Raw genomic sequence first — 24327 nt, 5'->3', positions numbered from 1 at the left:
CGACTTCACGTTTCAACCGTTCCTGTCGTACGGTGGTGGTCGTGGACCGCCGCAGGCTCGACACCGCCACCGCCCACCTCGACCCCCCGGTCGCCGTGGTCGACCTGGCCGCCTTCGACCACAACGCCGCCGACCTCCTCCGGCGCGCCGCCGGGCGGCCGATCCGGGTGGCGAGCAAGTCCGTGCGCTGCCGCGCACTCCTGGAACGAGTGCTGCGGGTGCCCGGTTACCGCGGACTCATGGCCTATTCGCTGCCCGAGGCCCTCTGGCTGACCCGGACCTGGGCGGGCACCGACCTGGCCGACACCGACATCCTGGTCGCCTACCCGAGCGCCGACCGGGCCGGGCTGCGCGCGCTCGCGGCCGACGACAGCGCCCGCCGCGCCGTCTCCGTCATCGTGGACTCCTTGGAGCACCTGGACTTCATCACCGAGGTCATCGGCGCGGGCCATCCGCCCATCCGCCTCTGCCTGGAACTCGACGTCTCCTGGCGGCCGCTGCCCCGCCTGCACATCGGCGCCCGCCGCTCGCCGGTGTTCACCCCCGCCCAGGCGCGGGCCCTGGCCGTCGAGATCGGACGCAGGCCCGGTTTTTCACTCGTTGGTGTGATGGCCTACGAGGGTCAGATCGCCGGACTGGGCGACAGCCCGAGCAGCAGGCCGCGCGCCGCTGCGTTGCGCTGGATGCAAAAGCGCTCCGGAGCTGAGCTGACGCGCCGCCGTGGGGAGGCGGTGCGGGCGGTCACCGCGGTGGCGCCGCTGGAATTCGTCAACGGCGGCGGCACCGGCAGCGTCGAGCTGACCGGCGCCGACCCGGCGGTCACCGAGATCGCCGCCGGGTCCGGCCTCATCGGACCGGCACTTTTCGACGACTACCGGTCCTTCACCCCGCGACCCGCGCTGCTCTACGCCGCGCCGGTCGTGCGCAGGCCGGGACCCGGTGTGGCGACGGTGTTCGCGGGCGGCTACCTGGCCTCCGGCCCGGCCGACCGGGCGCGCCTGCCCCGGCCGTACCTGCCCGCCGGGCTGTCGCTGTCGCCGATGGAGGGTGCGGGCGAGGTGCAGACCCCGCTGCTGGGCCGCGCCGCGGACGGCCTCGCGATCGGGGACCGGGTGTGGCTGCGGCACGCCAAGGCGGGCGAGCCCGCCGAGCGGTTCACCGAGTACCACCTGGTCGACGGTGACCGGGTCACCGCGACAGTCCCCACCTACCGGGGCGAAGGGCTGAGTTTCGGCTAGCGCCAGGTCTCCAGTTGTCCGGAGAGGTAGGCGCGCACGACCATCTTCGCCTCGGAGATCACCGTGTCCTCGGGGAACAGGCTGCGCCGGAACGCCAGGTTGAGGATGCTGTCGGCGATCTCGTGCGCCACCGCGACCGGCAGCCGGATCTCCGCGAGCGGCACGGCGAACCGCTCGGCGAGGAACGCGGCGATGTGCTCGGCGATGACGGTGTTGTTGTCGCGCTCGCCGTCGATCAGCCGGATGTCGACCACGTCGCCGAAGCGGACCCGCCGGAAACCGGGGATCTCGCGGTACATCTCGACGTAGAGGTCGAAGACGATGTCCGCGCCCAGCGCCCAGTGCTCGACCGGGGTCTCGTCGAAGCGGCGGTGGATCTCGGCCGTGAAGTGCCCGAAGTTGCGCTGGGTCAGCGCTTGCACGACAGCGCGCTTGTCGGGGAAGAACTGGTAGAGCGACCCCACCGCGACGCCCGCGCGCTCGGCGATCAGGGTGGTGGTGACGCCGTCGTACCCCAGTTCTTCGATCAACTCCGCGCAGGCGTCGAGCATGCGCTGCACGCGTTTGGCGCTGCGCTGCTGCACGGGCTGCCTGCGTAGCGGGGTCGGACTGGCCACCGCGGCTCCTCCTTGATCAGTGGCCTTCCATCTTGCCCGGTCGGCGCGTCCCGCGTGGGCCACTGTGGTCATGGGGAGTGTGGTACCGCGGGCCGGTGCCGGTCGGGGAGGGGAGTACAGCAGCACCGGCCCGCGGGGTCTTCTGGGGTGTCGGCGGCAGGCCGGGTCACCGCGTTCGGGGGCACGGGTGAACCGGCCCGCCTGCCTGTCCGACGGCCGTGGGCGCCGCACGTGTCCGGGGTGGCGGCGCCCACAGCCGCCTGTCTAGCGGGCGCCCGCGGGGACCCGACGGGTCCGGGGCCTGCCCAAGGCGTGGCGCGCGGGCTGCTGAGGGGCCAGCCCGCCCGCGACCAGGTGTTCGTACGCCGCACGCCACACCGGGCACGGGGCCTTCTGGTGGCGCCAGCGGCTGGAGCAGACCGGGCAGTTGCCCTTCTCGTCGGGCTCGTGGGCGCTGAGCATCGCGCGCCAGCCCTCGGTCAGGCGAGGCAGCTCGGAACGGGCAACGGAAAGCAGGGAAGGGGCATCAGCACGGTTGGCCAGCTCGGTGAGCATGTCCAGGCGCTCCCACACGGCGCTGCGCAGGACTTGGCCGAGTATTTCGTCCACCTAACGTCACCGTCACCTTTCCGCCTGCTCGGCGGCTTCCTGGAGGGCGGTCCGCAACTGGCCGAGCTGGCCGGTGGTCAGAACCGCCGTCTCGCCGGGGGGTCCGACGAGGACGACCGTGTCTTTCTCGACGAGCACGGTGAGGCAGCGGTCGCGGTTGACCACGTCGCCGCACTGGACGCGCCACACCCTGCGCCCGCCGTCGGGGAGCTCGCGGACCGCGTTCGGTGCTGACCGGAGCAGTTCCACGACTTTGGTTTCCCTCCGTGCTCTTGCGCTTACAAGGAACTACATTGAGGTCTGATGGACGGGATTGGCTAGACGCAGCGCCGATCGGCGGCCGCTCCACGCTAAGCGGTCGGCGGTCCTTCGGCCCGGCCGATCAGCTTGGCCGAAGTGCACTTCTCACGGCTCGTGGAGTGCGCTTAATCTGCGTTTGACGCCCGATGGACTGCGAGGGGGCGGAATGAACTCGATCGGATCTCAGAGTTCTCCCATTTCAACGGAGACGTGGGAAGACCCCGAGATGCGGGCCGTGCTCGCCGCACGGGAGGTCAGTTCCGTCTACCGGCTGCTCCGGCGCACCGGTGTCTCGCAGCGCCAGATCGCCGCGATGACCGGTCAGTCGCAGTCCGAGGTGTCGGAGATCCTCAAGGGTCGGCAGGTCATGGCCTATGACGTGCTCGCCAGGATCGCCGACGGCCTGGGTGTCCCCAGGGGATACATGGGCCTCGCCTACGACGAGGTCACCGCGGTGCGGGTGGCGGTGAGCCGTGACGCCGCAGATGGTTCTGAGGAGAGCGAAGAGGTGAAGCGTCGGGAGTTCCTGGCACACGCCGCCAAGGTGACGGTGGGCGCCAACGTGCTGGGCAAGGACTCCGGCTCGTGGGTGGCCAGTCCTGAGCACACCCCCGGCCCGGGTCGCATCGGCATCACCGACGTGCGGCAGGTGGAGGCGGCGACGAGGGCGCTGCGGTCCCTGGACTACCAGTACGGCGGCGGGTTCTGCCGCGACGCCGTGGTCGCGCAGCTGTCCTGGGGGCAGCAGATGCTGACCGCGTCGGGCACCGAGCACGTCAAGCAGCGCCTGCACGTGGCGCTGGCGGACCTGCACAGCCTGGCCGGGTGGACGTCGTTCGACATCGGACTCACCGACTCGGCCCGCTCCCACTTCGGCAAGGCCCTGGAGCTGGCCAAGGCGGGCCAGAGCGAGCCGCTGGTGGCCAACATCCTCTACCGCATGGGCCGGGTGTACCTGCACCAGAAGGCGCCCGACGACGCGCTGAAGATGTTCCAGCTCGGCCAGATCGCCGCCCAGGAGTCCGGCTCGGAGCTGGCCGTCGCGGTGATCTGCGCGAACCAGGCGTGGGCGTACGCGATGCTCGGCCGCAAGGAGCAGACGATGAAGCTCATCAACCGCACCCGCGACGAGTTCAGCCGGGCCAACCTCAACGAGGCCGAGGACTGGGTCAAGTTCTTCAACGAGACCGACGTCTACGCGATGATCGGCACGGTCCACACGGTGCTGGCCACCACCGTGGACCCGACCCACACCAAGTTCGCCATCCCGGCCCTGTCCAGGGCGATCGACGCCTACGGCGAGGAGATGACCCGCAGCAAGGCGTTCAACCTGAGCGCGCTGGCGGTCAACCACCTGCTCGAGGGCGACATCGATCACGGCGCCCGGATCGGGCGCCAGGCGGTGGAGCTGGCCGAGAACCTCAAGTCCAGCCGGGTCCGCGACCGGCTCGACACGCTGAAGGAGGAGGCGAACAAGCGCGCCAACAACGCCGACGCCCGCGACCTCGCCGAGCAGATCAACAACATCAACGTGGCGTGACGGGGTCGGTCGCCACTGGACTCCTGGCGGGCGAGGTGACCATCGAGGGGCTGTTCACCAGGGCGAACCTGCGGTCCGCCCTGGCCGAGGTCTGCCGCGCGGTCGACCTGGACCCGGCGGGCGCGCGCCTGCTGCGCTTCACCAACAACGCGGTGTTCCTGCTGGCAGGCGCCCCCGTGGTGGTGCGCATCGTCGGATCGGTCGCGCTGCGGCACCGGGTGCGCAAGGTCGTCGAGCTGGCCCGCTGGTTCACCGAGCACGACGTGCCCGCGGTGCGCCTGCTCGACGGGGTCGAGCAGCCGGTCGCGGTGGGCCAGTACACGGCCACGCTGTGGCAGGAGGTGCCGCCCTGCGACGAGGTCTGCGGCCCCGCCGACCTGGCCCGCCTGCTGCGCGCCGTGCACGCCCTGCCCCCGCCGCCGGGGCTGCCCGAGTGGGACCCGCTCGATGACGTGCGCAGGCGCATCGGCGAGGCCGACGGCGTCGACGACGGCGAGCTGGCGTTCCTGCGCGAGCGCTGCGCCGAGGTGGCCGACGCCCTGACCCGCGTCGAGTACGCCCTGCCGACCGGCCTCGTCCACGGCGACGCCCACCTCGGCAACCTCATCCCCACCCCGCTGGGCCCGGTGCTCTGCGACTTCGACTCCGGCTGCGTCGGCCCGCCGGAGTGGGACCTGACCCCGCTGGCCGTGGGCGTGCGCCGCTTCGGCGAGCCGGTGCGGCGGTACGAGGAGCTGGCCGAGTCCTACGGGTTCGACGTGATGGCCTGGCCGGGGTTCGCGGTGCTGCGCGAGGTGCGCGAGCTCAAGCTGACCACCAGCGTGCTGCCGATCATGGCGAGTAGCCCGGAAGTGCGCCCGGAACTGCTGCGCCGCCTGCGTGACTTCCGTCTCGGTGATACTTCGGCGACCTGGTCCCGGTACACGTGAGCCGTCGATTCCCCCATTCGGCGGTGTTGGCGCGGTAACGGGATGCGTTGTGTGTGCGACAGCACTGCGAGGGTTGGCATGAGGGGCGGTCGGGGAGTGTTCGGAAAACGCAAGGCGCTGGATTCGGCGAAGGTCCTGGACGACGTCGTGGAGAGCCAGCTCGCCATGCTCGCGCGGCTGCCCGAGGAGGGCCGCCAGCGCGCCGCCGACCACCTGGCCGAGCTGGTCCTGCTGGCGCAGGCGTACCGGCACTACGCCAAGGGCTGGATTCCCCGGCGCGAGCTCGACCGCCGCGCCCGCGCGGCCGCCGACCGCCTCGTCCTGATCCGCCGGACGGCCTGCATCTCACCGAGCCGGACGGACCATTCACCGTAAAAGCCGGACAGCTGTCCGAGGTTGCTTCGGACTGCCGCCAGACCGTTGAGCGGCACCAACGGTCGATGAAAGGGGTTTGTCCACAGGGTCTGTGGACAAACCTGTGGATACCTCCCTCTGGACACCTCAGAGCGCGGGCACGCGGGTGAGGACCACGGCGAGCCCGAACGCCAGGCCCATCACCGCCAGTTCGGCGGTGGCCCACGCCACCAGCGGCGCCCGCCGGTGCGCGGCGATGCCGGGCAGCAGCCGGAACCGGATGGTGGCCCCGAGCACGGCCAGCGCGCTCAGGCAGAGCACCTTGAGCACCACGACCGCGCCGTAGCCGGTGCCGAACAGCCCGGTCCAGAACCCGGGCCCCGACAGCTCGATCAGCGCGTTGAACACCCCGGTCACGGCCACCACGCCGATGCACACCGTGGCCAGCCTGGAGAACCGCGGCAGCGTCCGCGCCAACAGCGACCGGTTGGCTGCCAGGAGCACGACGACCGCGCCCAGCCCGCCGGTCCACGCCGCGGCGGCCATGACGTGCAGCTCCATCGAGATCATCGTGAAGTCGTGCCACCGCCACCCGGTCGCGTGCCCGGTCACCGGCAGCGGCAGCAGCGTGAACAGCGCGACCGCCGCCCGCAACTCCGCGGGCACCGCGTCCCCCCGCCGCACGGCCAGCCCGCACAACACCGCCGTGATGAGGGCGAACACCGCCACGAACACCAGGGCTTTCCCCGCCCCGACGGTGGTGACGTAGTCGGTGATCGCGCCCAGGCCGACATCCCCACTGGCCCGCAACTCCGCGGTCTGCAGCACCAGCGCCACCAGCGCGGCGACGGCCCACGCCACCGCGGCCGCCACCGCCGCCCGCCGCGCGGTGGCGAGCACCGGCTCCGCGGCCCTGGGCCGGTCGACCCCGACGAGCATCGGCAGCAGGCACAACCCCACCGTGGCCACCGCGGCCAGGTCGAGCAGCACCCGCGCCACCGGCAGCCCGACCCGCACCAGCGCGCCTGGCTCCGGCAGCCCCGGGATCGGCTCGGCGGCGGTCACCGCCATCCCCACCAGGACACCGACCACCGCCGCGAGCCCCAGCACCACGACCAGGTGGCGACCGGCGGGCGCCGCTGTCCGGCCGGAGTGGTTGTGCCGCACGGTTCCGTCCTCGTCTTGTGGGTGAGGCAATGGTGACGCGAGCACGGTCGGCTGCGCGTACCGCGCCTTCCGGGACCGCCGGTCAGCGCCCGGACCAGGTCCCAGGCGAGCAGTGCCGCGAGCCCTCCCAGGCCCGCCGCGTGAGCAGCGACCGCGCCGACGCGAGATGCCCGGCTGGAAACCAACCGGGCATCTCGCCGATCAGCCCTACTTGCCCGGTCCACCGCCCAGCCGCATGGCCAGGACAACCCCGGCCGCGACGAGCACGACAGCGCCACCGATCCACACCCAGACCGGCACCCCGCCGTCCCCGCTGTCCTCGATCACCGGCGCCTCGACCGCGGCGGGCGTCCCGTTCCCCGCCTGGGTCAGCGTGAACCGGATCTCCCCCCGCACCGGGTGCCCGTCGGCCGACAGGATCTGGTAGCCGACCCGGTACTCCCCGGCAGGCCCCAACTCGCGGACCCCCACGGAGACCTTGTTCCCGCTGACCGACGGCTCCCCGTCCTGCCACTGCGTGTCCCCGGGCCCCACGATGACCACCGAGTTCAGTTCCGCGTTCCCCTGAACCGGCTGGTCGAAGGTCAGCTCCACCGACGCGGGCCCCGACGCCACCGACGCCTTGTCCGCGGGCGAACTCCCCACCAACTGGTTGTGCGCGAACGCGGGCCCGGCCAGCCAAACCAGCCCGAAAAAGGCAGCCAGCCCAACCGCCACAACCCGCCGGACCACCCACCCCCCACGCCCCAAAACCCGACCCGCGGCAAAGCGACCCCCACCTGTGGAAATGCCGCCTCCACCTGCGGAAACGTCACCCCCACCCGCGGCAGAGCCGCCCCCGCCAACACCAGGACAGCCCCCACCCACCCTGGGGGGACGGCCCTTGTCCAGTCTACCGGCGCGAAGGGGTGCGGAAGGGGGGGAAAGCTGGGGGTGTGGACAACTCGGGGTGCTGTGGACAACCAGGGCGAGGAGTGCGCGCATCTGCTACGCCTCCGAGCGGGCGGTGAGGCGGCGGGCGCGGAGGGTGGCGCCGACGCCGATGCCCAGGCCCAGGGCGCCGACGGCCAGCCCGGCGCCGCCCAGCCAGCGGGCGGTGGTGTCCGAGGACGCCGCGGCGGCGTGGTCGTCACCCCCGGTCCCAGCCCCGGCCTCGGCCGCGACCGGGGTCGAGGTGCCGTGATGGTCGCCGGAGGCGGCGGCCAGGGTGACGACCGGGGCCGGGCGCTCGGGCTCCTCGCCGTCGGTGGGCGGCGCGTCCCAGGCGACGACCTTGCCGCTGTCGTAGGTCTGGATCGCGGGGATCACCAGCTGGTCGGTTTCGGGCATCGGGCCGCCGCTGACCTCGAACTCGCCGAACTCGCCTGGGCCGATGCGGGTGCCCGAGGCGGCGGTCCAGACGATGGAGGTGATCGCCTCCGTGACCTCGCTGCCGTGGACCTTGATGGGCTCGGCGAGCGCGGACTTGGTGATCTTGGCCGTCCACCCGGCCATCGGCTTGGTGCGCAGCGAGGTGATCGGGGTGTCGGTGGGCAGGCGCAGCTCCAGCTTGACCGTGCCCGCCGCGTCGTCCTCGTTCGGGACCCGGAAGGTGATCTTGGTGTAGCCGCCCTGCTCGGCGGATTCGCCGATGACCTTGGCGGTCACGTGGGCCGAGGCGGGACCGGCGGCGAGCAGCGCGGCGCTGCCCGCGATCGCGGCCACGACTGTGGCGCGCGCGAAGAAGCGACTCATTTTGTTGTCTCCTGAAATGAGAAGGGGGAACCGAAGCGAATTTCAGGAGAACAACGGCGGCCCGCGCCGCCCGCACACCACGCGCAGAACGACCGCGAGCAGCGAGTCCACTCGCGGGAACACCCACAGCGCGACCCGGAAAGCCGGGCTCGACGGCGGCGCGACGACCGCGCGCACCAGGCCGCGCACGGCCGTGGCCAGCGCGTCCAGCGCGACACCTGCCCGGGTCACCAGCACGGCGGCGATCAGCGTCGCGCCCAAGTGGGCGAAAGTCATGGAGACGAGAGAACCTGAATGCGCCACCACGGTGAGCAGCAAGTGCAGAGCCGTCTGACTACCCGCCAGCAGGCCCGTCGTCATCAACAGGCCCAGCCTGCCCACCGCCGACCCGGCCCACGCGACCAGCGCCACGATCGCCAGCGTCGGGGCGAGGTCGGGCACCCCGCCGCCCGCCATCCCGTGCGCGGCGACGGCCAGCGCCCCGGTGCACGCGCCCAGCAGCGCGCCGCGCGCCAAGCGCGGGGAGCGGGCGGGACGGGTGGTCACAGCACCACAGCCTAAAGGGCGCTGTCCAGTGGCCGGGCTCTCCGAGGATGCTCGGTCACACACCCATCGAGCGCAGCAGGCGCTCCTCGATCCGGGTCAGCTCGACGTCGATCGCCCGGTGCGCGGCCCGCCTGCGCGGCGCGGGCATCCGCTCGGCGGCGCGGACGGCGGCGGCGAGCTGGCGCAGCCGCAGCTCGGTGTCCTCGTCGCGCTGGGGCAGCTCGGGCAGCGCCGTGGCGATGCCGGTGATGCGCGCGTGCAGCGAGCCGCCGTACCCGGAGTACTGGGCGAGGTCGCCGACGGCGACGCCCAGCCGCCGCGCGCGGTGGCGGTCCCAGTGGTCGCGCAGCGTGCCCGCGGTCTGGATCAGGTACGGCGTCACCACCGGAATCAGCGCGGGCGCCAGCACCTTGGCGACCCCGATGGCGTTCCTGGCCCTGCTCGGCGTGATCCGCCCCATCTCCTGCCTCCCGGCTCGATGGTGTGCAACCTACCGACCCCGCCGATGTGTCGCACAGGGCAACTAAACTGCGGTACGTGACTACTACGGTGCTCCTCGACGCCGGCGTGGTGAGCCGCTGCAGGCGTCGTGTGCACCTCGAGCACGACCCGGCCATGCGGGAGGCCCCGCGCGCCGCCCCCGACCCGACCGCCGAGCTGCGCAAGGCCGACGCCGCCGCCCACCGCCGCGCCATCGCCGACCGCCTGGCCGAGCGCATGGGCGCGAGCTGGACCGAGGTGGCGCCCGGCCCCGCGGGCGAGCGCGAGGCCGCCACCCTGGCCGCCCTGGCCGACGGCGCGGCGTTCGTCTGGGCCGCCCAGCTGCCGCGCGACCCGGCGGGCGGCAGGCGCGGCACCATCGACCTGCTGGTGCGCACCGAGCAGGGGTACGTGCCGGTGCTGGTCGTGCGGCACAAGGTCACCGATCCCGGGTCCGGCGCGCGCACCTGCGCCCTGACCGACCTGACGATGGTCGGCGGCACGCCGGACACCGCCCGCAAGGTGCGCCCGCAGCCGCGCGACCAGCTCCGCCTGGCCCACGTGCGCAGGCTCCTGGAGGCCGCGGGCCACGCCGACCCGCGGCACACCCTGGCGGGCGTGGTCGGCCTGGAGGGCGACGTCGTCGTCTGGCACGACCTGGCCGCCCCGACCTGGCCCGGCGGGCGCACGGCGCTGGAGGAGTACGACAGCCGCTTCGCCGACCGCCTCTCCGTCGCCGCCGCGGCGGCCACCGGCGCCGACCCGCTGGCCGAGCCGTCGCGGATCGTGGAGTGCCGCAGCTGCCCGTGGTGGCCGGTGTGCGAGGGGCACCTGCGGGCCAACCGCGACGTCAGCCTCGTCGTCCGGGGGGAGGACGCCGGTCTGCTGCGCGCCGCGGGCGTGCGCACCGTCGACGAGCTGGCCCTGGTCGACCCCGCCGACGACGACGTGCCCGCCCTGGTCGGCATGCCGGTGCAGGACGCGGTCGGCCTGGCCCGCGCCTGGCTGGCAGGCCTGACGCTGGTGCGCAGGGTCGAGTCGGTCACCGTGCCCCGCGCCGACGTCGAGGTCGACGTGGACATGGAGAGCTTCGGCGACGCCGGGGCGTACCTGTGGGGGGCGCTGCTCTCCGGCGCCGACGTCGGAGAGCAGCCGGGCTACCGCGCCTTCGTCAGCTGGGAGCCGCTGCCCACCGACGACGAGGCCCGCTCGTTCGCGGAGTTCTGGCGCTGGCTGAGCGGTGTCCGGCAGGCGGCGGCCGAGCGCGGCCTGTCCTTCCGGGCGTACTGCTACAACGAGCTCGCCGAGAACCGCTGGCTGCTGTCCTCGGCCCGGCGCTTCGCGGGCCGCCCGGGGATACCCCGGCGCGGGGAGATCCTGGCCTTCATCGAGTCCGACGGGTGGTTCGACCTGTTCGCAGGCGTCCGCGACCAGTTCCTGTGCTCGCAGGGCAAGGGCCTCAAGACGATCGCCCCGGTCGCGGGCTTCACCTGGCGCGACCCGGACGCGGGCGGGGAGAACTCCATGCGCTGGTACCGCGCGGCCGTCGGCCTGGACGGCGGCGAGCCCGACCCGGCGCAGCGCGTGCGGCTGCTGGAGTACAACGAGGACGACGTGCTCGCCACGGCCGCCCTGCGCCGCTGGATGTCCTCTCCCGCCGTGGAAGGGATTCCGTACGTCGGCGATCTCTGATCGCGTTACGGTGGTGCCCGGCGTCGAGGAGGATGAATGGCACAGCGCGTTCGGGGTGTCGTGGCACGGGCCAAGGGTTTGCCGGTGTCGGTGGAGACCATCGTGGTCCCCGACCCGGGTCCGGGCGAGGCGGTGGTGGCGGTCCGCACGTGCGGGGTGTGCCACACCGACCTGCACTACCGCGAGGGCGGGATCAACGACGAGTTCCCGTTCCTGCTCGGCCACGAGGCCGCGGGCGTGGTGGAGTCCGTCGGCGAGGGCGTGAGCGACGTCGCGCCCGGCGACTTCGTGATCCTCAACTGGCGCGCGGTGTGCGGGCGCTGCCGGGCGTGCCTGCGGGGCAGGCCCTGGTACTGCTTCGCCACCCACAACGCCGCCCAGCCCATGACGCTGGAGGACGGGACGCCGCTGTCGCCCGCGCTGGGCATCGGCGCGTTCGCCGAGAAGACGCTGGTCCACAGCGGACAGTGCACGAAGGTCGACCCGGACGCCTCGGCCGCCGCCGTGGGCCTGCTCGGCTGCGGCGTCATGGCGGGCCTCGGCGCGGCGCTGAACACCGGCGCGGTCACCCGCGGCGACTCGGTCGCGGTGATCGGCTGCGGCGGCGTCGGCGACGCGGCCATCGCGGGCGCCCGGCTGGCGGGGGCCACGACGGTCATCGGCGTCGACGTCGACAACCGGAAGCTGGAGTGGGCCAAGGGCCTGGGCGCCACCCACACCGTCAACGCCAAGGACGGCGACCCGGTCGAGGCCATCCGCGAGCTGACCGGCGGCTTCGGCGCCGACGTGGTGATCGACGCCGTGGGCAGGCCGGAGACCTGGAAGCAGGCGTTCTACGCCCGCGACCTGGCGGGCACGGTGGTCCTGGTCGGCGTGCCGACCCCGGACATGACCATCGAGATGCCCCTGATCGACCTGTTCTCCCGCGGCGGCTCGCTCAAGTCCAGCTGGTACGGCGACTGCCTGCCCTCGCGCGACTTCCCGTACCTGGTCGACCTCTACCGCCAGGGCCGCCTCGACCTCGACGCCTTCGTCACCGAGACCATCGCGCTCGACGGCGTCGAGCAGGCGTTCGCGCGGATGCACGACGGCGACGTCCTGCGCTCGGTGGTGGTCCTCTGATGCGCGTCGACCACATCGTCACCTCCGGCACGTTCAGCCTCGACGGCGGCACCTGGGAGGTCGACAACAACGTCTGGCTGGTCGGCGACGACACCGAGGTCGTCGTCATCGACCCGGCCCACGACGCCGACGCCATCATCGCCGCCATCGACGACCGCGTGGTCCGCGCGATCCTGTGCACCCACGCCCACGACGACCACATCAACGCCGCGGAGGCCGTCGCCACCGCCACCGACGCCCGCGTGCACCTGCACCCGGCGGACGAGCCCCTGTGGCGCCACGTCTACCCCGACGACGACTTCGACCCCCTGCACGAGGGGGAGATCATCGAGGTCGCGGGCACGACCCTGCGCGTGCTGCACACGCCGGGCCACGCCCCCGGCGCCGTCTGCTTCTACGTCCCCGACCTGGACGTCGTCTTCACCGGTGACACCCTGTTCGCGGGCGGGCCGGGCGCCACCGGCCGCTCCTACAGCGACTTCCCGACGATCATCGACTCCATCACCGACCAGCTGCTGACCCTGCCGCCGCATACCATCGCCCACACCGGGCACGGCGACTCGACCACGATCGGGGCCGAGGCGCCGCACCGGCAGGAGTGGATCGACCGGGGGCGGTGAGGGGTCAGCGCGGGCCCATGCGCAGCGCGCCGTCGAGCCGGATGACCTCGCCGTTGAGGTAGTCCTGGTCGATGACCGACAGGGCCAGGCGGGCGTACTCCGCGGGCAGGCCGAGGCGCTTCGGGAAGGGGACGCCCTCGGCGAGGGCGGCGCGGAACTCCTCGCTGACCGTGGCCAGCATCGGCGTGTCGATGATCCCCGGGGCGATGGTCACCACGCGGATTCCGGAGGTGGCCAGGTCGCGCGCCGCGGGCAGGGTCAGGCCGACGACGCCGCCCTTGGACGCGGCGTAGGCGGCCTGGCCGACCTGCCCGTCGTAGGCCGCGATCGAGGCGGTGTTGATGATCACACCTCGGGCGCCGTGCTCCAGGGGCTCGGTGGCGGCGATGGCCGCCGACGCCGCCGTCAGGACGGTGAAGGTGCCGATCAGGTTGACCTCGATCACCTTGCGGAACAGCCCCAGGTCGTGCGGGCCCTTGCGGGACAGGATGCGCGCCGACGGGCCGATCCCGGCGCAGTTCACCGCCACCCGCAGGGGCCGCCCGCCCGCGACCGCCCCGGCGACCGCCGACTCGACCTGGTCCCCGTCGGTGACGTCGGTCCCGATGTAGGTCACCCCGTCCACCTCGGGCGCGTGCTCCAGGGCCGACGGCAGGTCCAGCGCGTACACCGTCGCCCCCTGCCTGGCCAGCGCCGAGGCGGTCGCGGCGCCGAGGCCGGAGGCGCCGCCGGTGACGAGGGCGGCAATCCCGTCGATCTGCATGGTCGTCCTTTCGCCCGAGACAGTCGGCCGAAAGGTTAACGCTCGTTCAGTCCCGGCGGTGTGCCCACCTCAACGCGGCAGGTCGTAGCGCACTCCGCTCAGCTCCTCGCTGACGTCCCACAGCCGCCTGGCGATGTCGCGGTCCCGGGCGGCGTCCAGCGGCTCGACCAGCGCCGGGTAGCCCTTCTGCTCGCGGCGCCCGTTCGGCCCGATGAACTGCCCGCTCTCCACATCCGGGTGGGTGGCGGCGTAGAGCTGGGGCAGCGCGCCCATGGCCGCGTCCTGGGCGACGAGGCGGTTGGACACCTTCATCGCCAGCTTGGACAGCCCGGTCGGGCCGCTGGTCTGCAGGTTCGTCGCCGCGTACCCCGGGTGGGCCAGCACGCTGGCCACGGGCACGCCGTTGGAGCGCAGCCGCCGGTGCAGTTCCAGGCCGAAGACCACGTTGGCCAGCTTGGACTGGGCGTAGTAGCCGGTGCGGCTGTACTTGTGCTCGCCGTGCAGGTCGTCGAAGTGCATGACGCCGCGCTTGTGGAGGAAGGAGCTGACCGTCACCACCCGGGGTTCGCGGCCCGCGGCGAGGACGTCGACCAGCATGCCGGTGAGCGCGAAGTGGCCCAGGTGGTTGACGGCGAACTGCAGCTCGTAGCCCTGCGCGCTCAGCGTGCGCGGCGGCATCATCACGCCCGCGTTGTTGATCAGCACGTCGACCCGGTCGACCTCGGCGGCGAACGCGCGCACCGAGTCCAGGTCGGCCAGGTCCAGCTGCCTGGCCTCGACGTTGGCGTCGGCGTCCTCGGCCTGGATGGCCTTGGCCGCGGCCGCGCCCTTCTCCGGGTCGCGCGCGGCCAGCACGACGTGCGCGCCGCGGCGGGCGAGGGCCAGCGACGTCTGGTAGCCGAGGCCGCTGTTGGCCCCGGTCACGATGTAGGAGCGGCCGACCAGGCTGGGGATGTCGGCGGCGGTCCAGCCGGGCGCCTCCGCCTCGGGAGTACTCATGGCGCTAAGGGTCTCACCCGGGCGGGCCCGCCACCGGACATCTAGATCACAGGCGCGCACCGGCCTACTGTCGGGTTGTGGAACTGCGGCACCTCGGCGCGTCCGGCCTCGTGGTCAGCGCTGTCGGCTTGGGCTGCAACAACCTGGGCAGGCCCGGCACCGCGGCGGAGTCGCAGGCGGGCGCGCGGGCCCTGGTCCGCGGTGCCCTGGACGCCGGGGTCACCCTGTTCGACGTCGCCGACGTCTACGGCGCGCCGCGCGGGCGCAGCGAGGAGCTGCTCGGCCAGGCCCTGGCGGGCAGGCGCGAGCACGCCGTCATCGCCACCAAGTTCGGCGTCGACATGCAGGGCGGCAACGGGCCGGACTTCGGCGCCCGGGGCTCGCGCCGCTACGTCCGCCGCGCCGTCGAGGCGTCCCTGCGCAGGCTCGACACCGACTGGATCGACCTCTACCAGCTGCACCGCCCCGACCCGAGCACCCCGCTGGAGGAGACCCTCACCGCCCTCGACGACCTGGTCCGCGACGGCATGGTCCGCTACGTCGGCGTCTGCAACCTCGCGGGCTGGCAGATCGCCGACGCCGCCTGGACCGCCCGCGAGGCCCGCGTGCGCGGCCCGGTCTCGGCGCAGAACCACTACTCCCTGCTCGAGCGCGAGGCCGAGCGCGAGGTGCTGCCCGCGTGCGCCCGCTTCAACGTCAGCGTCCTGCCATACTTCCCGCTGGCCAACGGCCTGCTGACCGGCAAGTACGCCCGCGACGCCGCCCCGCCGGAGGGCAGCAGGCTGGCGACCAGGCCGCACATGCTGGCCGAGGCGCCGTGGACCCGCATCGACCGGCTGCGCGCGTTCGCCGGGGAGCGGGGCATCGCCATGACCGCCCTGGCCATCGGCTGGCTGGCGGCCCAGCCGGTCGTCGGCTCGGTCATCGCGGGCGCCACCACCCCTGAACAGGTCGCCGCCAACGCCGCCGCCGCCGCCCGCTGGCGCCCCACCCCCGACGACCTGGCCGCCCTGGACGAGATCTGCCCACCGGGCAGGCGGTAGTTGTCCACAGGGGTTATCCACAGTGTGAACAACTGTTCGATGGGAACAACTGGCTCTTTAGCAATGGTAACTAGCCGGGGTAGCTTGACCTGGTGTTCACCACGAGGCCAGAGCTGGCAGGGACGTACGGCATGGTCGCCTCCACGCACTGGCTGGCGTCGGCGGCGGGGATGGCGGTGCTGGAGGACGGCGGCAACGCCTTCGACGCGGCGGTGGCGGCCGGGTTCGTGCTCCAGGTGGTGGAGCCGCACCTCAACGGGCCCGGCGGGGAGGTGCCCGCGATCTTCGCCACGGCGGCGGACCCGAGCCCGCGGGTCCTGTGCGGGCAGGGCGTGGCACCCCGGGCGGCCACCCCGGAGCGGTTCGCCGAGCTGGGCCTGGACCTCATCCCCGGCAGCGGGCTGCTCGCCGCGACCGTCCCCGGCGCGTGGGACGCCTGGCTGACGCTGCTGCGCGACCACGGGACCAAGTCGCTGCCCGAGGTCCTGTCCTACGCGATCTCGTATGCCCGCGACGGGTTCCCGCTCATCGAGCGCGTGCCCATGGTGGTCGGCACCGTGCGCGAGCTGTTCACCGAGCACTGGCCGACCTCGGCGGAGCTGTGGCTGCCCGCCGTCGGCGAGCGCTTCGCCAACCCGGTCCTCGCCGACACCTGGGAGCGCCTGCTCGCCGAGGCCGTCGGCCCCACCCGCGAGGCCCGCATCGACGCCGCCCGCCGGGCGTGGTCCACCGGGTTCGTCGCCGAGTCCGTCGACGCGTTCTGCCGCCGGGCGTTCCGCGACGACTCCGGCCGCGACCACGCCGGCCTGCTCACCGGGGACGACCTCGCGTCCTGGTCGGCGTCCTATGAGGACCCGGTCACCGCCGACTTCGGCGACTGGACCCTGGCCAAGTGCGGCCCGTGGACCCAGGGACCGGTGCTGCTGCAGCAGTTGCTCATCCTTGAGGGCCTGCCGGTGTCCTATGTGGATGGCGTGCCCACCGCGGACACCGTCCACCACGCCCTGGAAGCCGCCAAGCTCGCCTTCGCCGACCGGGAAGCCTGGTACGGCGACACCGAGGTGCCCCTGGAGGCGCTGCTCTCGCGGACCTACGCCGCCAACCGCCGCGCGCTCATCACCGGCGAGGCGTCGCTGGAGCTGCGCCCGGGCAGCCCCGACGGCCGCGCCCCGCGGCTGCCCGAGTTCCTGCTGGCGGGCCCGACCCGCGCCGTGGAGACCGGCGGCGCCATCGGCGAGCCCACCGTCCGCCCGGACGGCACCACCAAGGGCGACACCGTCCACGTCGACGTCGTCGACCGGTGGGGCAACATCATCTCCGCGACGCCCTCCGGCGGCTGGCTCCAGTCCTCCCCGACCATCCCGGACCTGGGCTTCTGCCTGGGCACCCGGGCCCAGATGTTCTGGCTGGAGGAGGGCCTGCCCAACACCCTGGCCCCCGGCAAGCGCCCGCGCATCACCCTCACCCCGAGCCTGGCGCTGCGCGACGGCGTCCCCACCCTCGCCTTCGGCACCCCCGGCGGCGACGGCCAGGACCAGTGGCAGCTCTGCTTCTGGCTCGCCCACGTCGAGGCCGGGCTCAACCTCCAGGCCGCGATCGACGCCCCCACCTGGCACAGCAACGCCGTCCCCAGCAGCTTCTACCCCCGCGCCTACGTCCCCGGCGAGGCCCACGTCGAGTCCCGCCTCGGCAGGGCCACCCTCGACGCGCTGGCCGCCCGCGGCCACTCCCTGCTCGACGTCGGCCCGTGGACCCTGGGCCGCATGTCCGCCGTCTCCCGCCACAACGGCCTGCTGCGCGCCGCCGCCAACCCCCGGGGAATGCAGGGCTACGCCGTGGGCCGCTGACCCCTCAGACCAGGGCGGCGAGCTTGCCGACGGTGTTCCAGTTGCGCGCCGTCCCGACGACCTTCCACCGCCGGTCCAGGAACGGCACCAGTTCCGGCGCCTCGGCGATGCCGTTCGGGCACCACTGGTAGATCACCCGCTCGCCCAGGCGGATGTGGTCCGGGTCCAGGGCGACCGGGTCGTGCTCGGCGGCCCGGGCGGGGTCGGGGTCGCTGTCGAGGAAGACGGCCAGCATCCGCGAGCCGTTGTCGGCGACGGCGGTGAACGGGTGGCCCGCGACGACCGCGCGCAGCTCGTCCCCGGTGCGGACCAGGCAGCGGGTGCGCAGGCCGGTGTGCTCGGCGAGGGCTGACTCGACGGCCTGCTCGGACGGCACGGCGTCGGTGGTGAAGACGGCGTTGCCGCTCTGCAGGACGGTGCGCACGCCGCCGTACCCAAGCGAGGTCAGGACAGCGCGCAGATCGGCCATGGCGAGCTTGGCGCGCCCGCCGACGTTGACGCCGCGGAGCAGGAGGACGTATGCGGTCACGTCCGGATTGTGCCTGCCGCGACCTCGTCCGGATAGGCGGCGTAGTACGGGACGTACTCGCCGTCGCGAAGGACGTAGGAGTCCTCTGTGTAACCCTCGGCGCGCAGGTCCACCTTGCGGGACTTGAAGGTGGAGGTCTGGTCGACCTCGCCGACGAGCCGGACGAACAGCGGCACCGCGTACCCCGGCAGCTTCGCGCCCAGGTGCCCGGCCAGGGAGCCGCCGTCGAAGGAGACGCCGTCGCGCAGCTTCACCGCGGCCATGCCCGCCTTGCCGTCGGTGCCCGGGACGGCCACCCCGTACACCACCGACTGGTCGACGTCGGGGTGCTCGTCGAGCGCGGCCTCGACCTCGGTGGTGGCCACGTTCTCGCCCTTCCACCGGAACGTGTCGCCGAGGCGGTCGACGAAGGCGACGTGCCGGAAGCCCTGCGCGCGGACCAGGTCGCCGGTGTCGAACCAGCGGTCGCCGTCCTTGAACGCCGAGCGGAGCAGCTTGCGCTCGGTGGACTCCGGGTCGGTGTAGCCGTCGAAGGGCGCGCGGTCGGTGACCTTGGTGATCAGCAGCCCGACCTCGCCCGCCTTCACCTTCCGCAGCCTGCCGCCGACCCGGCGCGCGGACTCGCCGTCGTACTCGACCACGGCGTAGGGCAATGGGCACGTGCCCGCTGTCCGCGGGATGTTGAGCGCGTTGATGAAGGCCAGGTTGCACTCGCTGGCGCCGTAGAACTCCGCCACCCGCTTGATGCCGAAGCGGGTGGTGAACTCGTCCCACAGCTCCGGCCGCAGCCCGTTGCCGACCACCACGCGCACCTGGTGCTCGATGGGGCGCTCCGGCTGGTTGAGCAGGTAGCGGCACAGCTCGCCGATGTAGCAGAACGCGGTGGAGCGGGTGCCGACGACGTCGTCCCAGAAGCGGGAGGCCGAGAAGGACCGTCCCAGCGCGAGGGTCGCGCCCGCGGCCAGGACGGCGGAAAGGGAGACCGTCAGGGCGTTGTTGTGATAGAGCGGCAGGCAGCAGTAGAGCGTGTCGTCGCCCTTGAGTCGGACGCCGAGCTTGCCCAGTCCGCTCATGCTCTTGAGCCACCGGAAGTGCGACATCGCGCTGGCCTTGGGCAGGCCGGTCGTGCCGGAGGTGAAGATGTAGAACGCGGTGGAGCGCGCGGAAATCCGGGCGGTCTCCTCGGGGTCGGCGTCGGTCGTGCCCGCGTCGGCGAGGGTGTCGAGGTCGAGCGCGCCGGGCAGCAGGTCGGCGTGCTGGGCGTCGGCGACCAGCGCGGTGGCCTCCAGCAGGCGGACGCTGTGGTCGAGCACCTCGCCGCGCTGGTGGGTGTTGAGCATCCCCGCCGCCGCGCCGAGCTTGACCGCGGCCAGCGCCGCCAGCAGCGTCTCGGGCCGGTTCGGGGCCATGATCCCCACGGTCGTCCCCGGTCCGACCCCGCGCCCGGCCAGCGCCGAGGCCATCCGGTTGACCAGCGCGTTCGCCGCGCCGTAGGTGATCTCGGTGTCCTCGAACCGCAGGAAGGGCCGATCGGGGTGCGCGGCGGCGGCCTTCTGGAACACCAGGCCGATCGACGTGACCGCCGAGGCCCGCAACGTCAGCAGCCCGACCGCGCCGCCCAGCATGACCGGCGCGTCCGCCACCAGCGACGGCACCGCCCGCAGGACGTCCCGAACCCGCACCCTTGCGTCCATGCGCGACGATGCTACTTGAAAGTAGGTTGACGGGGTAGGGGCCGACGTCGCCCACGGTGCCCGCGACCGCCGGCTATCCTGGCCGGGTGCACGGGAAAGCCCAGGTAGAACAGCTGCCGCCGGTCCACGAGGCGTGGCTGCCGAGGGAGCACTCCCTCTACCGGCCCCGGCACTCCGAGCGGCAGCGCTCCGGGCTGCTGTGCGCCGCGGTCTTCTTCCTCACCCCCATCCTCCTGCTCGTGCTGGGCGTGCGGCCCGCGTCGTTCGAGAACCGCCAGCTGGCCGCCTTCCCCTCGGTCACCGACGGCTGGGGCCTGTTCACCGGGCTGCCGATGTGGGCGGCCGACCACCTGCCGCTGCGCGACGTCGCGGTCGCGGTGGAGGACGGGATCAGCCGGGGCGTCTTCGGCGAGGCCCCCACCCTCGGGCGCGGGGACTCCGGCGCGGGACCCGGCGCAGGCCCTGGCCCGGTGCCCGGCCCCCGCTTCCCCGACCCCGACGACCCCGCGGCCCGCAGCTCGGCCTACCCGACGGTGCTGGAGGGCCGCGACGGCTGGCTGTTCCTCGGCGAGGACGTCCGCGGCGCCTGCCTGCCCACCGTCGCGCGCGAGGACGTGGTCGCGGGCATCGAGCGCCTGCGCAGGGCGGTCGAGGCGTCGGGGCGCACGTTCGTCTTCGTCGTCGCGCCGAACAAGTCCACGATGGTCCCGCGGTTCATGCCCGATGACTACGTCGGCAAGGAGTGCGCCCAGAGCGTCCTGCCGGTCTTCTGGGACCAGACCGTGCCCGCGCTGGACGGCATCGACCTGCGCGACTCCCTGGACAGGGCCGCCGCCGACACCCCGCTCTACACCCCCGTCGACAGCCACTGGACGCCCGGCGGGGCGCTGGTCATGGTCCGCGCGCTGGCCGAGGCCGTCGAGCCGGGGGTGACCGCGACCTGGCGGATCGGCCCCGGCGACCTGCTGACCACCGGCGGCGACCTGCCGCCGCTGATCGGCCGCGAGGTCAGCGCCGCGGCCCGCCACTACGACCTGCTCCCGGACGGCGAGACGGTGCGCAGCAGGCCGGTCAACAAGCAGTTCCTCGAACCGCTGTCGCTGCGCCAGGGCGTGGGCGAGGGAGTCGTCAAGCCCAGGGTGGCGATGGTGGCCGACTCCTTCTCCCTGGCCGCCACGCCCTACCTCGCAGGCGCGTTCTCCGACATCACGCTCGTGCACGCCGACTCGATCGGCAAGGGCACGGTCGGGCTGGACGACTTCGTCGCCGACCGGGAGGTCTTCGTGTTCGAGGCGGTCGAGCGCTCGCTGGTCAGCGGGCGCAACGCCCTGTTCAGCGACGGCGCCATCGACGACATCGAGCGGGCGCTGATGGCCAACCCCGTCCGGTAGATACAGTCCCCCCGTGGTGGGAAGAATTGACGTCTGGGGCGACACCGACCGGCCCGGCCTCGGGGAGCAGGTCCTCGCGCGGGTGGCCGCCGACGCGCTGGCCCGCGCGGGCGCGCGCCCGAGGGTGCTCGCCCAAGGCGCCGGGGTCGACGGCGGGCAGGTCACCGTCGCGGCCGCCGCGGGCGACGCCGCGCTGACCGTCGTGGCGGTGGCGCGCCCGCTGGGCGCCGCGGACGACCCCCGGCCCGCCGGGCCGCTGGTGTGGTCCGGGGTGCGGGTCGGCGACGTGTCGCGGGACTGCGTCCGCCAGGCCCGCGAGGCCGTTCTGCTCGCCGTCCGCGACGAGGGGTCCGCGGCCCGCCTGCGCGCCGCCGGTGTCGACCGGGAGATCACCGTCGTCCCGCACCCGGCCATCGCCGCCGACCGCCTGGTCGACCCCGCCACGCTGCCCGAGCGGGTCCGGCAGCTGCGGATACTGGGCTACCTGCCCGCGGAACCCGACTACGCCGTCACCGACCCCGCCCTGCGCGAGCGCGTCGACGGCGCCACGGTCGTGCTGCCCGAGGACCTCGTCCTCGAAGACCGCCTGGCCATCCTGTCCGCCGCCCGGATCGTCGTGACCGCCGACGAGCACACCCGCGCCGCCGCGGCGGCCTTCGGCGTGCCCAGCGTCCGCTGGGCCCCGGGCGACCCGGGCGACCCGGGCGACCCGGATGGCTCGCCGAACCAGGCGGCCTCCGTGGAAGCCTTGGCCCGCCGCGCCGCCGTGCCGGACCTGGCCGCCGAGCGCGCCCGCCTCGACGCGCACTTCGCCGCGGTGGCCGCCCTCATCGAGGACGACGACACCGCGCGGACGCGCCTCGCCGCCGTGGTCGCCGAGAACGCCGCGCTGCGCACCGCGCACGCCCGGCTGCGGGAGCGCCAGCTCATCGAGCGCAAGCGCCTCGCCGAGCCGATGGCCGACCTGGGCGCCGAGCGCGAGCGGCTGCGCGACGAACTCGACCGGCTCCGCGCCGAGAACGCCGCCCTGCGCGCCCGCGCTGAGCACGCCGAGGCAGCGGCGGCCGTCAACGAGCGGGAGCTGCGGGCCTGGCAGGACACGAAGCTCGTGCGGTGGAGCAAGCCCCTGCGCTCGGCCTACGGCAAGGTCTCCGGCCGATGAGCCGAGTCACGTTCGTGCTGGTGTCCTACGGCGGCGCCGACCTCGTGGTGCGCTGCCTGGACCTGCTGGCCAAGCACACCCCCGAGCCCTACGACGTGGTGGTGGTCGACAGCGCGTCGCCGGACGGCACCGGGCAGTGGCTGCAGGACAACCTGCGCGGCGCCACCGTGCTGCGGATGGACAGCAACCTCGGGTTCGGCGCGGGCGGCAACCTCGGCGTGCGGCACGCTCACACCGAGCTGGTGTGCTTCCTCAACGCCGACATCGAGGTCACCGACGGCTGGCTCGAGCCGCTGCTGGCCTTCCTCGACGCCAACCCGGCGGTCGGCGCGGTGTCCCCGGTCCTGCTCAACCCCGACGGCAGCGTCCAGGAGGCGGGCAGCGTCATCGGCGGCGACGGCTGGTGCCGCGCCTACGCCCCGGACGAGGAGGAGCTCTACCCGCGCGCGGTCGACTACGCCTCCGCCGCCTGCCTGCTCATGCGGCGGCAGGCGTTCATCGAGGTCGCGGGCTTCTCCACCGAGTACGAGATCGCCTACTTCGAGGACGTCGACCTGGCCCTGGCCCTGGCCGCCAAGGGCTGGCCGACCTGGGTCGAGCCCGCGTCCCGGGTCGTGCACGAGCGGCACGGCAGCAGCTCGTCGGCCAGGGCCACCGAGCTGATGCGGCTCAACCACGGCACCTTCCGCCGCCGCTGGCCCGCCGAGCTGGCGAGTCGCGTGCCCGTCGTCGGCATCGATGAGCACCCGCACCGGATGGTCTGGCTGCGCGATCACCGCGCGCCCTACCGCGTGCTGCTCATCGACGACCGGGTGCCGCAGGCCGACCGCGGCCGGGGCGACCCGAGGACGATGGCCGTGCTCGACGCCTGGCGGGCGGTGGACCCGCGGGCGAGCGTGACGTTCTTCGCCGTCACCCCCGACCGCGCCCGCGAATGCGCTCCCGGGCTGCGTGCCCGCGGCGTCGAGGTCGTGTGGGGCGTGGCGGACCCGGCGCGCTGGTCGGCGGAGCGGGCGGGCGTCTACGACGTCATCGTCGCGTTCCGCCCGCACAACTTCACCGGCGTCGGGCTGCCGATCGCCGCGGCCCAGCCGCAGGCGGTGCGCGTGTACGACTCCGAGGCGCTGTTCCACCGCAGGCCGGAGCAGCACTTCCACTCCGCGCTGGACCCGGACGTGCGCCGCGCGTACGCCATCGAGGCGCACCGGCTGCGCGAGGAGGAGGTCCACGCCTTCACCTGGGCCGACGTCGCGGTGTGCGTCAGCGAGGACGAGGCCCGCTGGGCCCGGCGGGTCGCGCCCGAGTCCCGGGTCCACGTGGCGTGCTACCCGGCCACCGTGCCCGACGCCGTCGCCGGTCGCGAGGGCCGGGAGGGCATCGTCTTCTTCGGCGGGTTCGACGGCGTGCCCGGCACGCCCAACGAGTTCGCCGTGCTGGAGCTGGCCGACGAGGTCTTCCCCGAGCTGGCGCGGCGCTACCCGGACCTGACCATGCGCGTCGTCGGCGCGGACCCCTCGCCCGCGGTGACGGCCCTCGCCGGGGGCCGGATCAGCGTGCTGGGAAAGGTGCCCGACCCGCACCCGGTGCTGTCCACGGCCCTGCTGCACGTCGTCCCGATGCGCTACGGCGCGGGCGTGAAGATCAAGTTCGTCGACTCGATGGCCGCGGGCCTGCCGTTCGTCACCACCCCGGTCGGCGGCGAGGGGCTGCACCTGGGCTGGACGGCCCGCCACCTCGTCGGCAGCTCACCCGCCGAACTGGTCGAGCTGTGCGACCGCCTGCTCACCGATGTTCCACTGTGGACTGACATTCAGCTGGCCCTGCTGGACACCTGCCGGGAACACTTCTCCACCAACGCCTTCGCCGCCCAGATGCGCGGCGTCATCGCCGACTGCGGAGTCATCGTCTAGGGCGCGATCGTCTGGGACGTGATCATCTGGGGGCGTGATCG

Annotated in this window: 23 protein-coding genes and 1 pseudogene; 12 read left to right on the top strand and 12 right to left on the bottom strand. The window is 73.4% G+C overall.

Translation table 11 applies throughout. The features are described from left to right. Positions 1-41: 41 nt before the first annotated feature. Positions 42-1238, top strand: a complete 1197-nt coding sequence (locus ACTG9Q_RS01330; protein WP_455570693.1) for an amino acid deaminase/aldolase — start codon at positions 42-44, stop codon at positions 1236-1238. On the opposite strand, the gene ACTG9Q_RS01325 is transcribed toward ACTG9Q_RS01330, so the two are convergent. From ACTG9Q_RS01325 to ACTG9Q_RS01315, 3 genes and pseudogenes are all read right to left on the bottom strand, one after another. After that, positions 1235-1855 (bottom strand): TetR family transcriptional regulator, encoded by a 621-nt coding sequence (locus tag ACTG9Q_RS01325; RefSeq protein WP_455570692.1) that lies wholly within the window; start codon positions 1853-1855, stop codon positions 1235-1237. The genes ACTG9Q_RS01330 and ACTG9Q_RS01325 overlap by 4 nt on opposite strands. A 264-nt stretch (positions 1856-2119) precedes the next feature. Beyond that, complete coding sequence (locus tag ACTG9Q_RS01320; RefSeq protein ID WP_455570691.1) at positions 2120-2464, bottom strand: hypothetical protein; 345 nt, start codon at positions 2462-2464, stop codon at positions 2120-2122. Between the two features lie 12 nt (positions 2465-2476). Next, positions 2477-2668 (bottom strand): annotated as a pseudogene (locus ACTG9Q_RS01315) (hypothetical protein); the annotation flags it as partial. A gap of 262 nt (positions 2669-2930) precedes the next feature. Between ACTG9Q_RS01315 and ACTG9Q_RS01310 the strand changes: the two are divergent. The 3 genes from ACTG9Q_RS01310 (at position 2931) to ACTG9Q_RS01300 (ending at position 5608) form a co-directional block, all read left to right on the top strand. Next, the gene (locus ACTG9Q_RS01310) at positions 2931-4304 is read left to right on the top strand and encodes a helix-turn-helix domain-containing protein (protein WP_455570690.1); all 1374 of its coding nucleotides are present in this window, start codon (positions 2931-2933) and stop codon (positions 4302-4304) included. Positions 4305-4345: 41 nt separating this feature from the next. Then, on the top strand, positions 4346-5233 hold the full coding sequence (locus ACTG9Q_RS01305; protein ID WP_455571293.1) for a phosphotransferase enzyme family protein: 888 nt from the start codon (positions 4346-4348) through the stop codon (positions 5231-5233). Between the two features lie 96 nt (positions 5234-5329). Continuing rightward, positions 5330-5608, top strand: coding sequence for a hypothetical protein (locus ACTG9Q_RS01300; RefSeq protein ID WP_455570689.1), 279 nt, complete (start codon positions 5330-5332; stop codon positions 5606-5608). A gap of 126 nt (positions 5609-5734) precedes the next feature. Here ACTG9Q_RS01300 and ACTG9Q_RS01295 read toward each other — a convergent pair whose 3' ends face one another. The 5 genes from ACTG9Q_RS01295 to ACTG9Q_RS01275 form a co-directional block, all read right to left on the bottom strand. After that, positions 5735-6754 (bottom strand): copper resistance D family protein, encoded by a 1020-nt coding sequence (locus tag ACTG9Q_RS01295; RefSeq protein ID WP_455570688.1) that lies wholly within the window; start codon positions 6752-6754, stop codon positions 5735-5737. Positions 6755-6961: 207 nt separating this feature from the next. After that, positions 6962-7486 carry a copper resistance CopC family protein gene (locus tag ACTG9Q_RS01290; RefSeq protein ID WP_455570687.1) on the bottom strand — a complete coding sequence of 175 codons (525 nt, stop codon included), beginning with the start codon at positions 7484-7486 and terminating at the stop codon, positions 6962-6964. A gap of 255 nt (positions 7487-7741) precedes the next feature. Then, positions 7742-8488 (bottom strand): YcnI family copper-binding membrane protein, encoded by a 747-nt coding sequence (locus ACTG9Q_RS01285; protein ID WP_455570686.1) that lies wholly within the window; start codon positions 8486-8488, stop codon positions 7742-7744. Positions 8489-8530: 42 nt separating this feature from the next. Continuing rightward, a complete protein-coding gene (locus tag ACTG9Q_RS01280) occupies positions 8531-9034 on the bottom strand; it encodes a hypothetical protein (RefSeq protein ID WP_455570685.1) in 504 nt (167 codons plus the stop codon). 55 nt (positions 9035-9089) lie between these two features. Next, entirely contained in the window at positions 9090-9494 is a 405-nt protein-coding gene (locus ACTG9Q_RS01275; RefSeq protein ID WP_455570684.1) for a DUF6474 family protein, read from the bottom strand. Between the two features lie 77 nt (positions 9495-9571). On the opposite strand from ACTG9Q_RS01275, the gene ACTG9Q_RS01270 reads away from it, so the two are divergent. From ACTG9Q_RS01270 to ACTG9Q_RS01260, 3 genes are read left to right on the top strand one after another with little or no spacing between them, the layout of a single operon-like run. Then, complete coding sequence (locus ACTG9Q_RS01270; protein ID WP_455570683.1) at positions 9572-11206, top strand: TM0106 family RecB-like putative nuclease; 1635 nt, start codon at positions 9572-9574, stop codon at positions 11204-11206. Positions 11207-11242: 36 nt separating this feature from the next. Next, the gene (locus tag ACTG9Q_RS01265) at positions 11243-12328 is read left to right on the top strand and encodes an S-(hydroxymethyl)mycothiol dehydrogenase (protein WP_455570682.1); all 1086 of its coding nucleotides are present in this window, start codon (positions 11243-11245) and stop codon (positions 12326-12328) included. Next, positions 12328-12948 carry an MBL fold metallo-hydrolase gene (locus ACTG9Q_RS01260; protein ID WP_455570681.1) on the top strand — a complete coding sequence of 207 codons (621 nt, stop codon included), beginning with the start codon at positions 12328-12330 and terminating at the stop codon, positions 12946-12948. The genes ACTG9Q_RS01265 and ACTG9Q_RS01260 overlap by 1 nt, the downstream gene beginning before the upstream one ends. A gap of 4 nt (positions 12949-12952) precedes the next feature. Here the strand turns inward: ACTG9Q_RS01260 and ACTG9Q_RS01255 are convergent, their stop codons facing one another. Together ACTG9Q_RS01255 and ACTG9Q_RS01250 are read right to left on the bottom strand one after the other, a co-directional pair. Then, positions 12953-13711 (bottom strand): SDR family NAD(P)-dependent oxidoreductase, encoded by a 759-nt coding sequence (locus ACTG9Q_RS01255; RefSeq protein WP_455570680.1) that lies wholly within the window; start codon positions 13709-13711, stop codon positions 12953-12955. A gap of 69 nt (positions 13712-13780) precedes the next feature. After that, complete coding sequence (locus ACTG9Q_RS01250) at positions 13781-14710, bottom strand: oxidoreductase (protein WP_455570679.1); 930 nt, start codon at positions 14708-14710, stop codon at positions 13781-13783. A gap of 77 nt (positions 14711-14787) precedes the next feature. On the opposite strand from ACTG9Q_RS01250, the gene ACTG9Q_RS01245 reads away from it, so the two are divergent. Further along, positions 14788-15753 (top strand): aldo/keto reductase, encoded by a 966-nt coding sequence (locus ACTG9Q_RS01245; RefSeq protein ID WP_455570678.1) that lies wholly within the window; start codon positions 14788-14790, stop codon positions 15751-15753. 92 nt (positions 15754-15845) lie between these two features. After that, positions 15846-17600, top strand: a complete 1755-nt coding sequence (locus ACTG9Q_RS01240) for a gamma-glutamyltransferase family protein (protein ID WP_455570677.1) — start codon at positions 15846-15848, stop codon at positions 17598-17600. 4 nt (positions 17601-17604) lie between these two features. Here the strand turns inward: ACTG9Q_RS01240 and ACTG9Q_RS01235 are convergent, their stop codons facing one another. Beyond that, positions 17605-18129, bottom strand: coding sequence for a DUF1697 domain-containing protein (locus ACTG9Q_RS01235; protein ID WP_455570676.1), 525 nt, complete (start codon positions 18127-18129; stop codon positions 17605-17607). Continuing rightward, complete coding sequence (locus ACTG9Q_RS01230; protein ID WP_455570675.1) at positions 18126-19823, bottom strand: AMP-binding protein; 1698 nt, start codon at positions 19821-19823, stop codon at positions 18126-18128. The genes ACTG9Q_RS01235 and ACTG9Q_RS01230 overlap by 4 nt, the downstream gene beginning before the upstream one ends. 86 nt (positions 19824-19909) lie before the next feature. Here ACTG9Q_RS01230 and ACTG9Q_RS01225 point away from each other — a divergent pair, with 86 nt between their 5' ends. From ACTG9Q_RS01225 to ACTG9Q_RS01215, 3 genes are read left to right on the top strand one after another with little or no spacing between them, the layout of a single operon-like run. Then, the gene (locus ACTG9Q_RS01225) at positions 19910-21214 is read left to right on the top strand and encodes an alginate O-acetyltransferase AlgX-related protein (RefSeq protein ID WP_455570674.1); all 1305 of its coding nucleotides are present in this window, start codon (positions 19910-19912) and stop codon (positions 21212-21214) included. Between the two features lie 13 nt (positions 21215-21227). Then, positions 21228-22376, top strand: a complete 1149-nt coding sequence (locus ACTG9Q_RS01220) for a hypothetical protein (RefSeq protein WP_455570673.1) — start codon at positions 21228-21230, stop codon at positions 22374-22376. Further along, positions 22373-24286, top strand: a complete 1914-nt coding sequence (locus tag ACTG9Q_RS01215) for a glycosyltransferase (protein ID WP_455570672.1) — start codon at positions 22373-22375, stop codon at positions 24284-24286. The genes ACTG9Q_RS01220 and ACTG9Q_RS01215 overlap by 4 nt, the downstream gene beginning before the upstream one ends. Positions 24287-24327: the final 41 nt, after the last annotated feature.

This window comes from Actinokineospora lacus (assembly GCF_053813445.1).
The sequence above is the reverse complement of the archived record's forward strand: the minus strand, read 5'-3'. Positions and strand labels throughout refer to the sequence as shown.

Coding starts and splice junctions, on each gene's coding strand:
- ACTG9Q_RS01310 (WP_455570690.1), top strand. CDS start 2,931: ATGAACTCGATCGGATCTCAGAGTTCTCCCATTTCAACGGAGACGTGG.
- ACTG9Q_RS01285 (WP_455570686.1), bottom strand. CDS start 8,488: ATGAGTCGCTTCTTCGCGCGCGCCACAGTCGTGGCCGCGATCGCGGGC.
- ACTG9Q_RS01275 (WP_455570684.1), bottom strand. CDS start 9,494: ATGGGGCGGATCACGCCGAGCAGGGCCAGGAACGCCATCGGGGTCGCC.
- ACTG9Q_RS01265 (WP_455570682.1), top strand. CDS start 11,243: ATGGCACAGCGCGTTCGGGGTGTCGTGGCACGGGCCAAGGGTTTGCCG.
- ACTG9Q_RS01260 (WP_455570681.1), top strand. CDS start 12,328: ATGCGCGTCGACCACATCGTCACCTCCGGCACGTTCAGCCTCGACGGC.
- ACTG9Q_RS01255 (WP_455570680.1), bottom strand. CDS start 13,711: ATGCAGATCGACGGGATTGCCGCCCTCGTCACCGGCGGCGCCTCCGGC.
- ACTG9Q_RS01250 (WP_455570679.1), bottom strand. CDS start 14,710: ATGAGTACTCCCGAGGCGGAGGCGCCCGGCTGGACCGCCGCCGACATC.
- ACTG9Q_RS01230 (WP_455570675.1), bottom strand. CDS start 19,823: ATGGACGCAAGGGTGCGGGTTCGGGACGTCCTGCGGGCGGTGCCGTCG.
- ACTG9Q_RS01215 (WP_455570672.1), top strand. CDS start 22,373: ATGAGCCGAGTCACGTTCGTGCTGGTGTCCTACGGCGGCGCCGACCTC.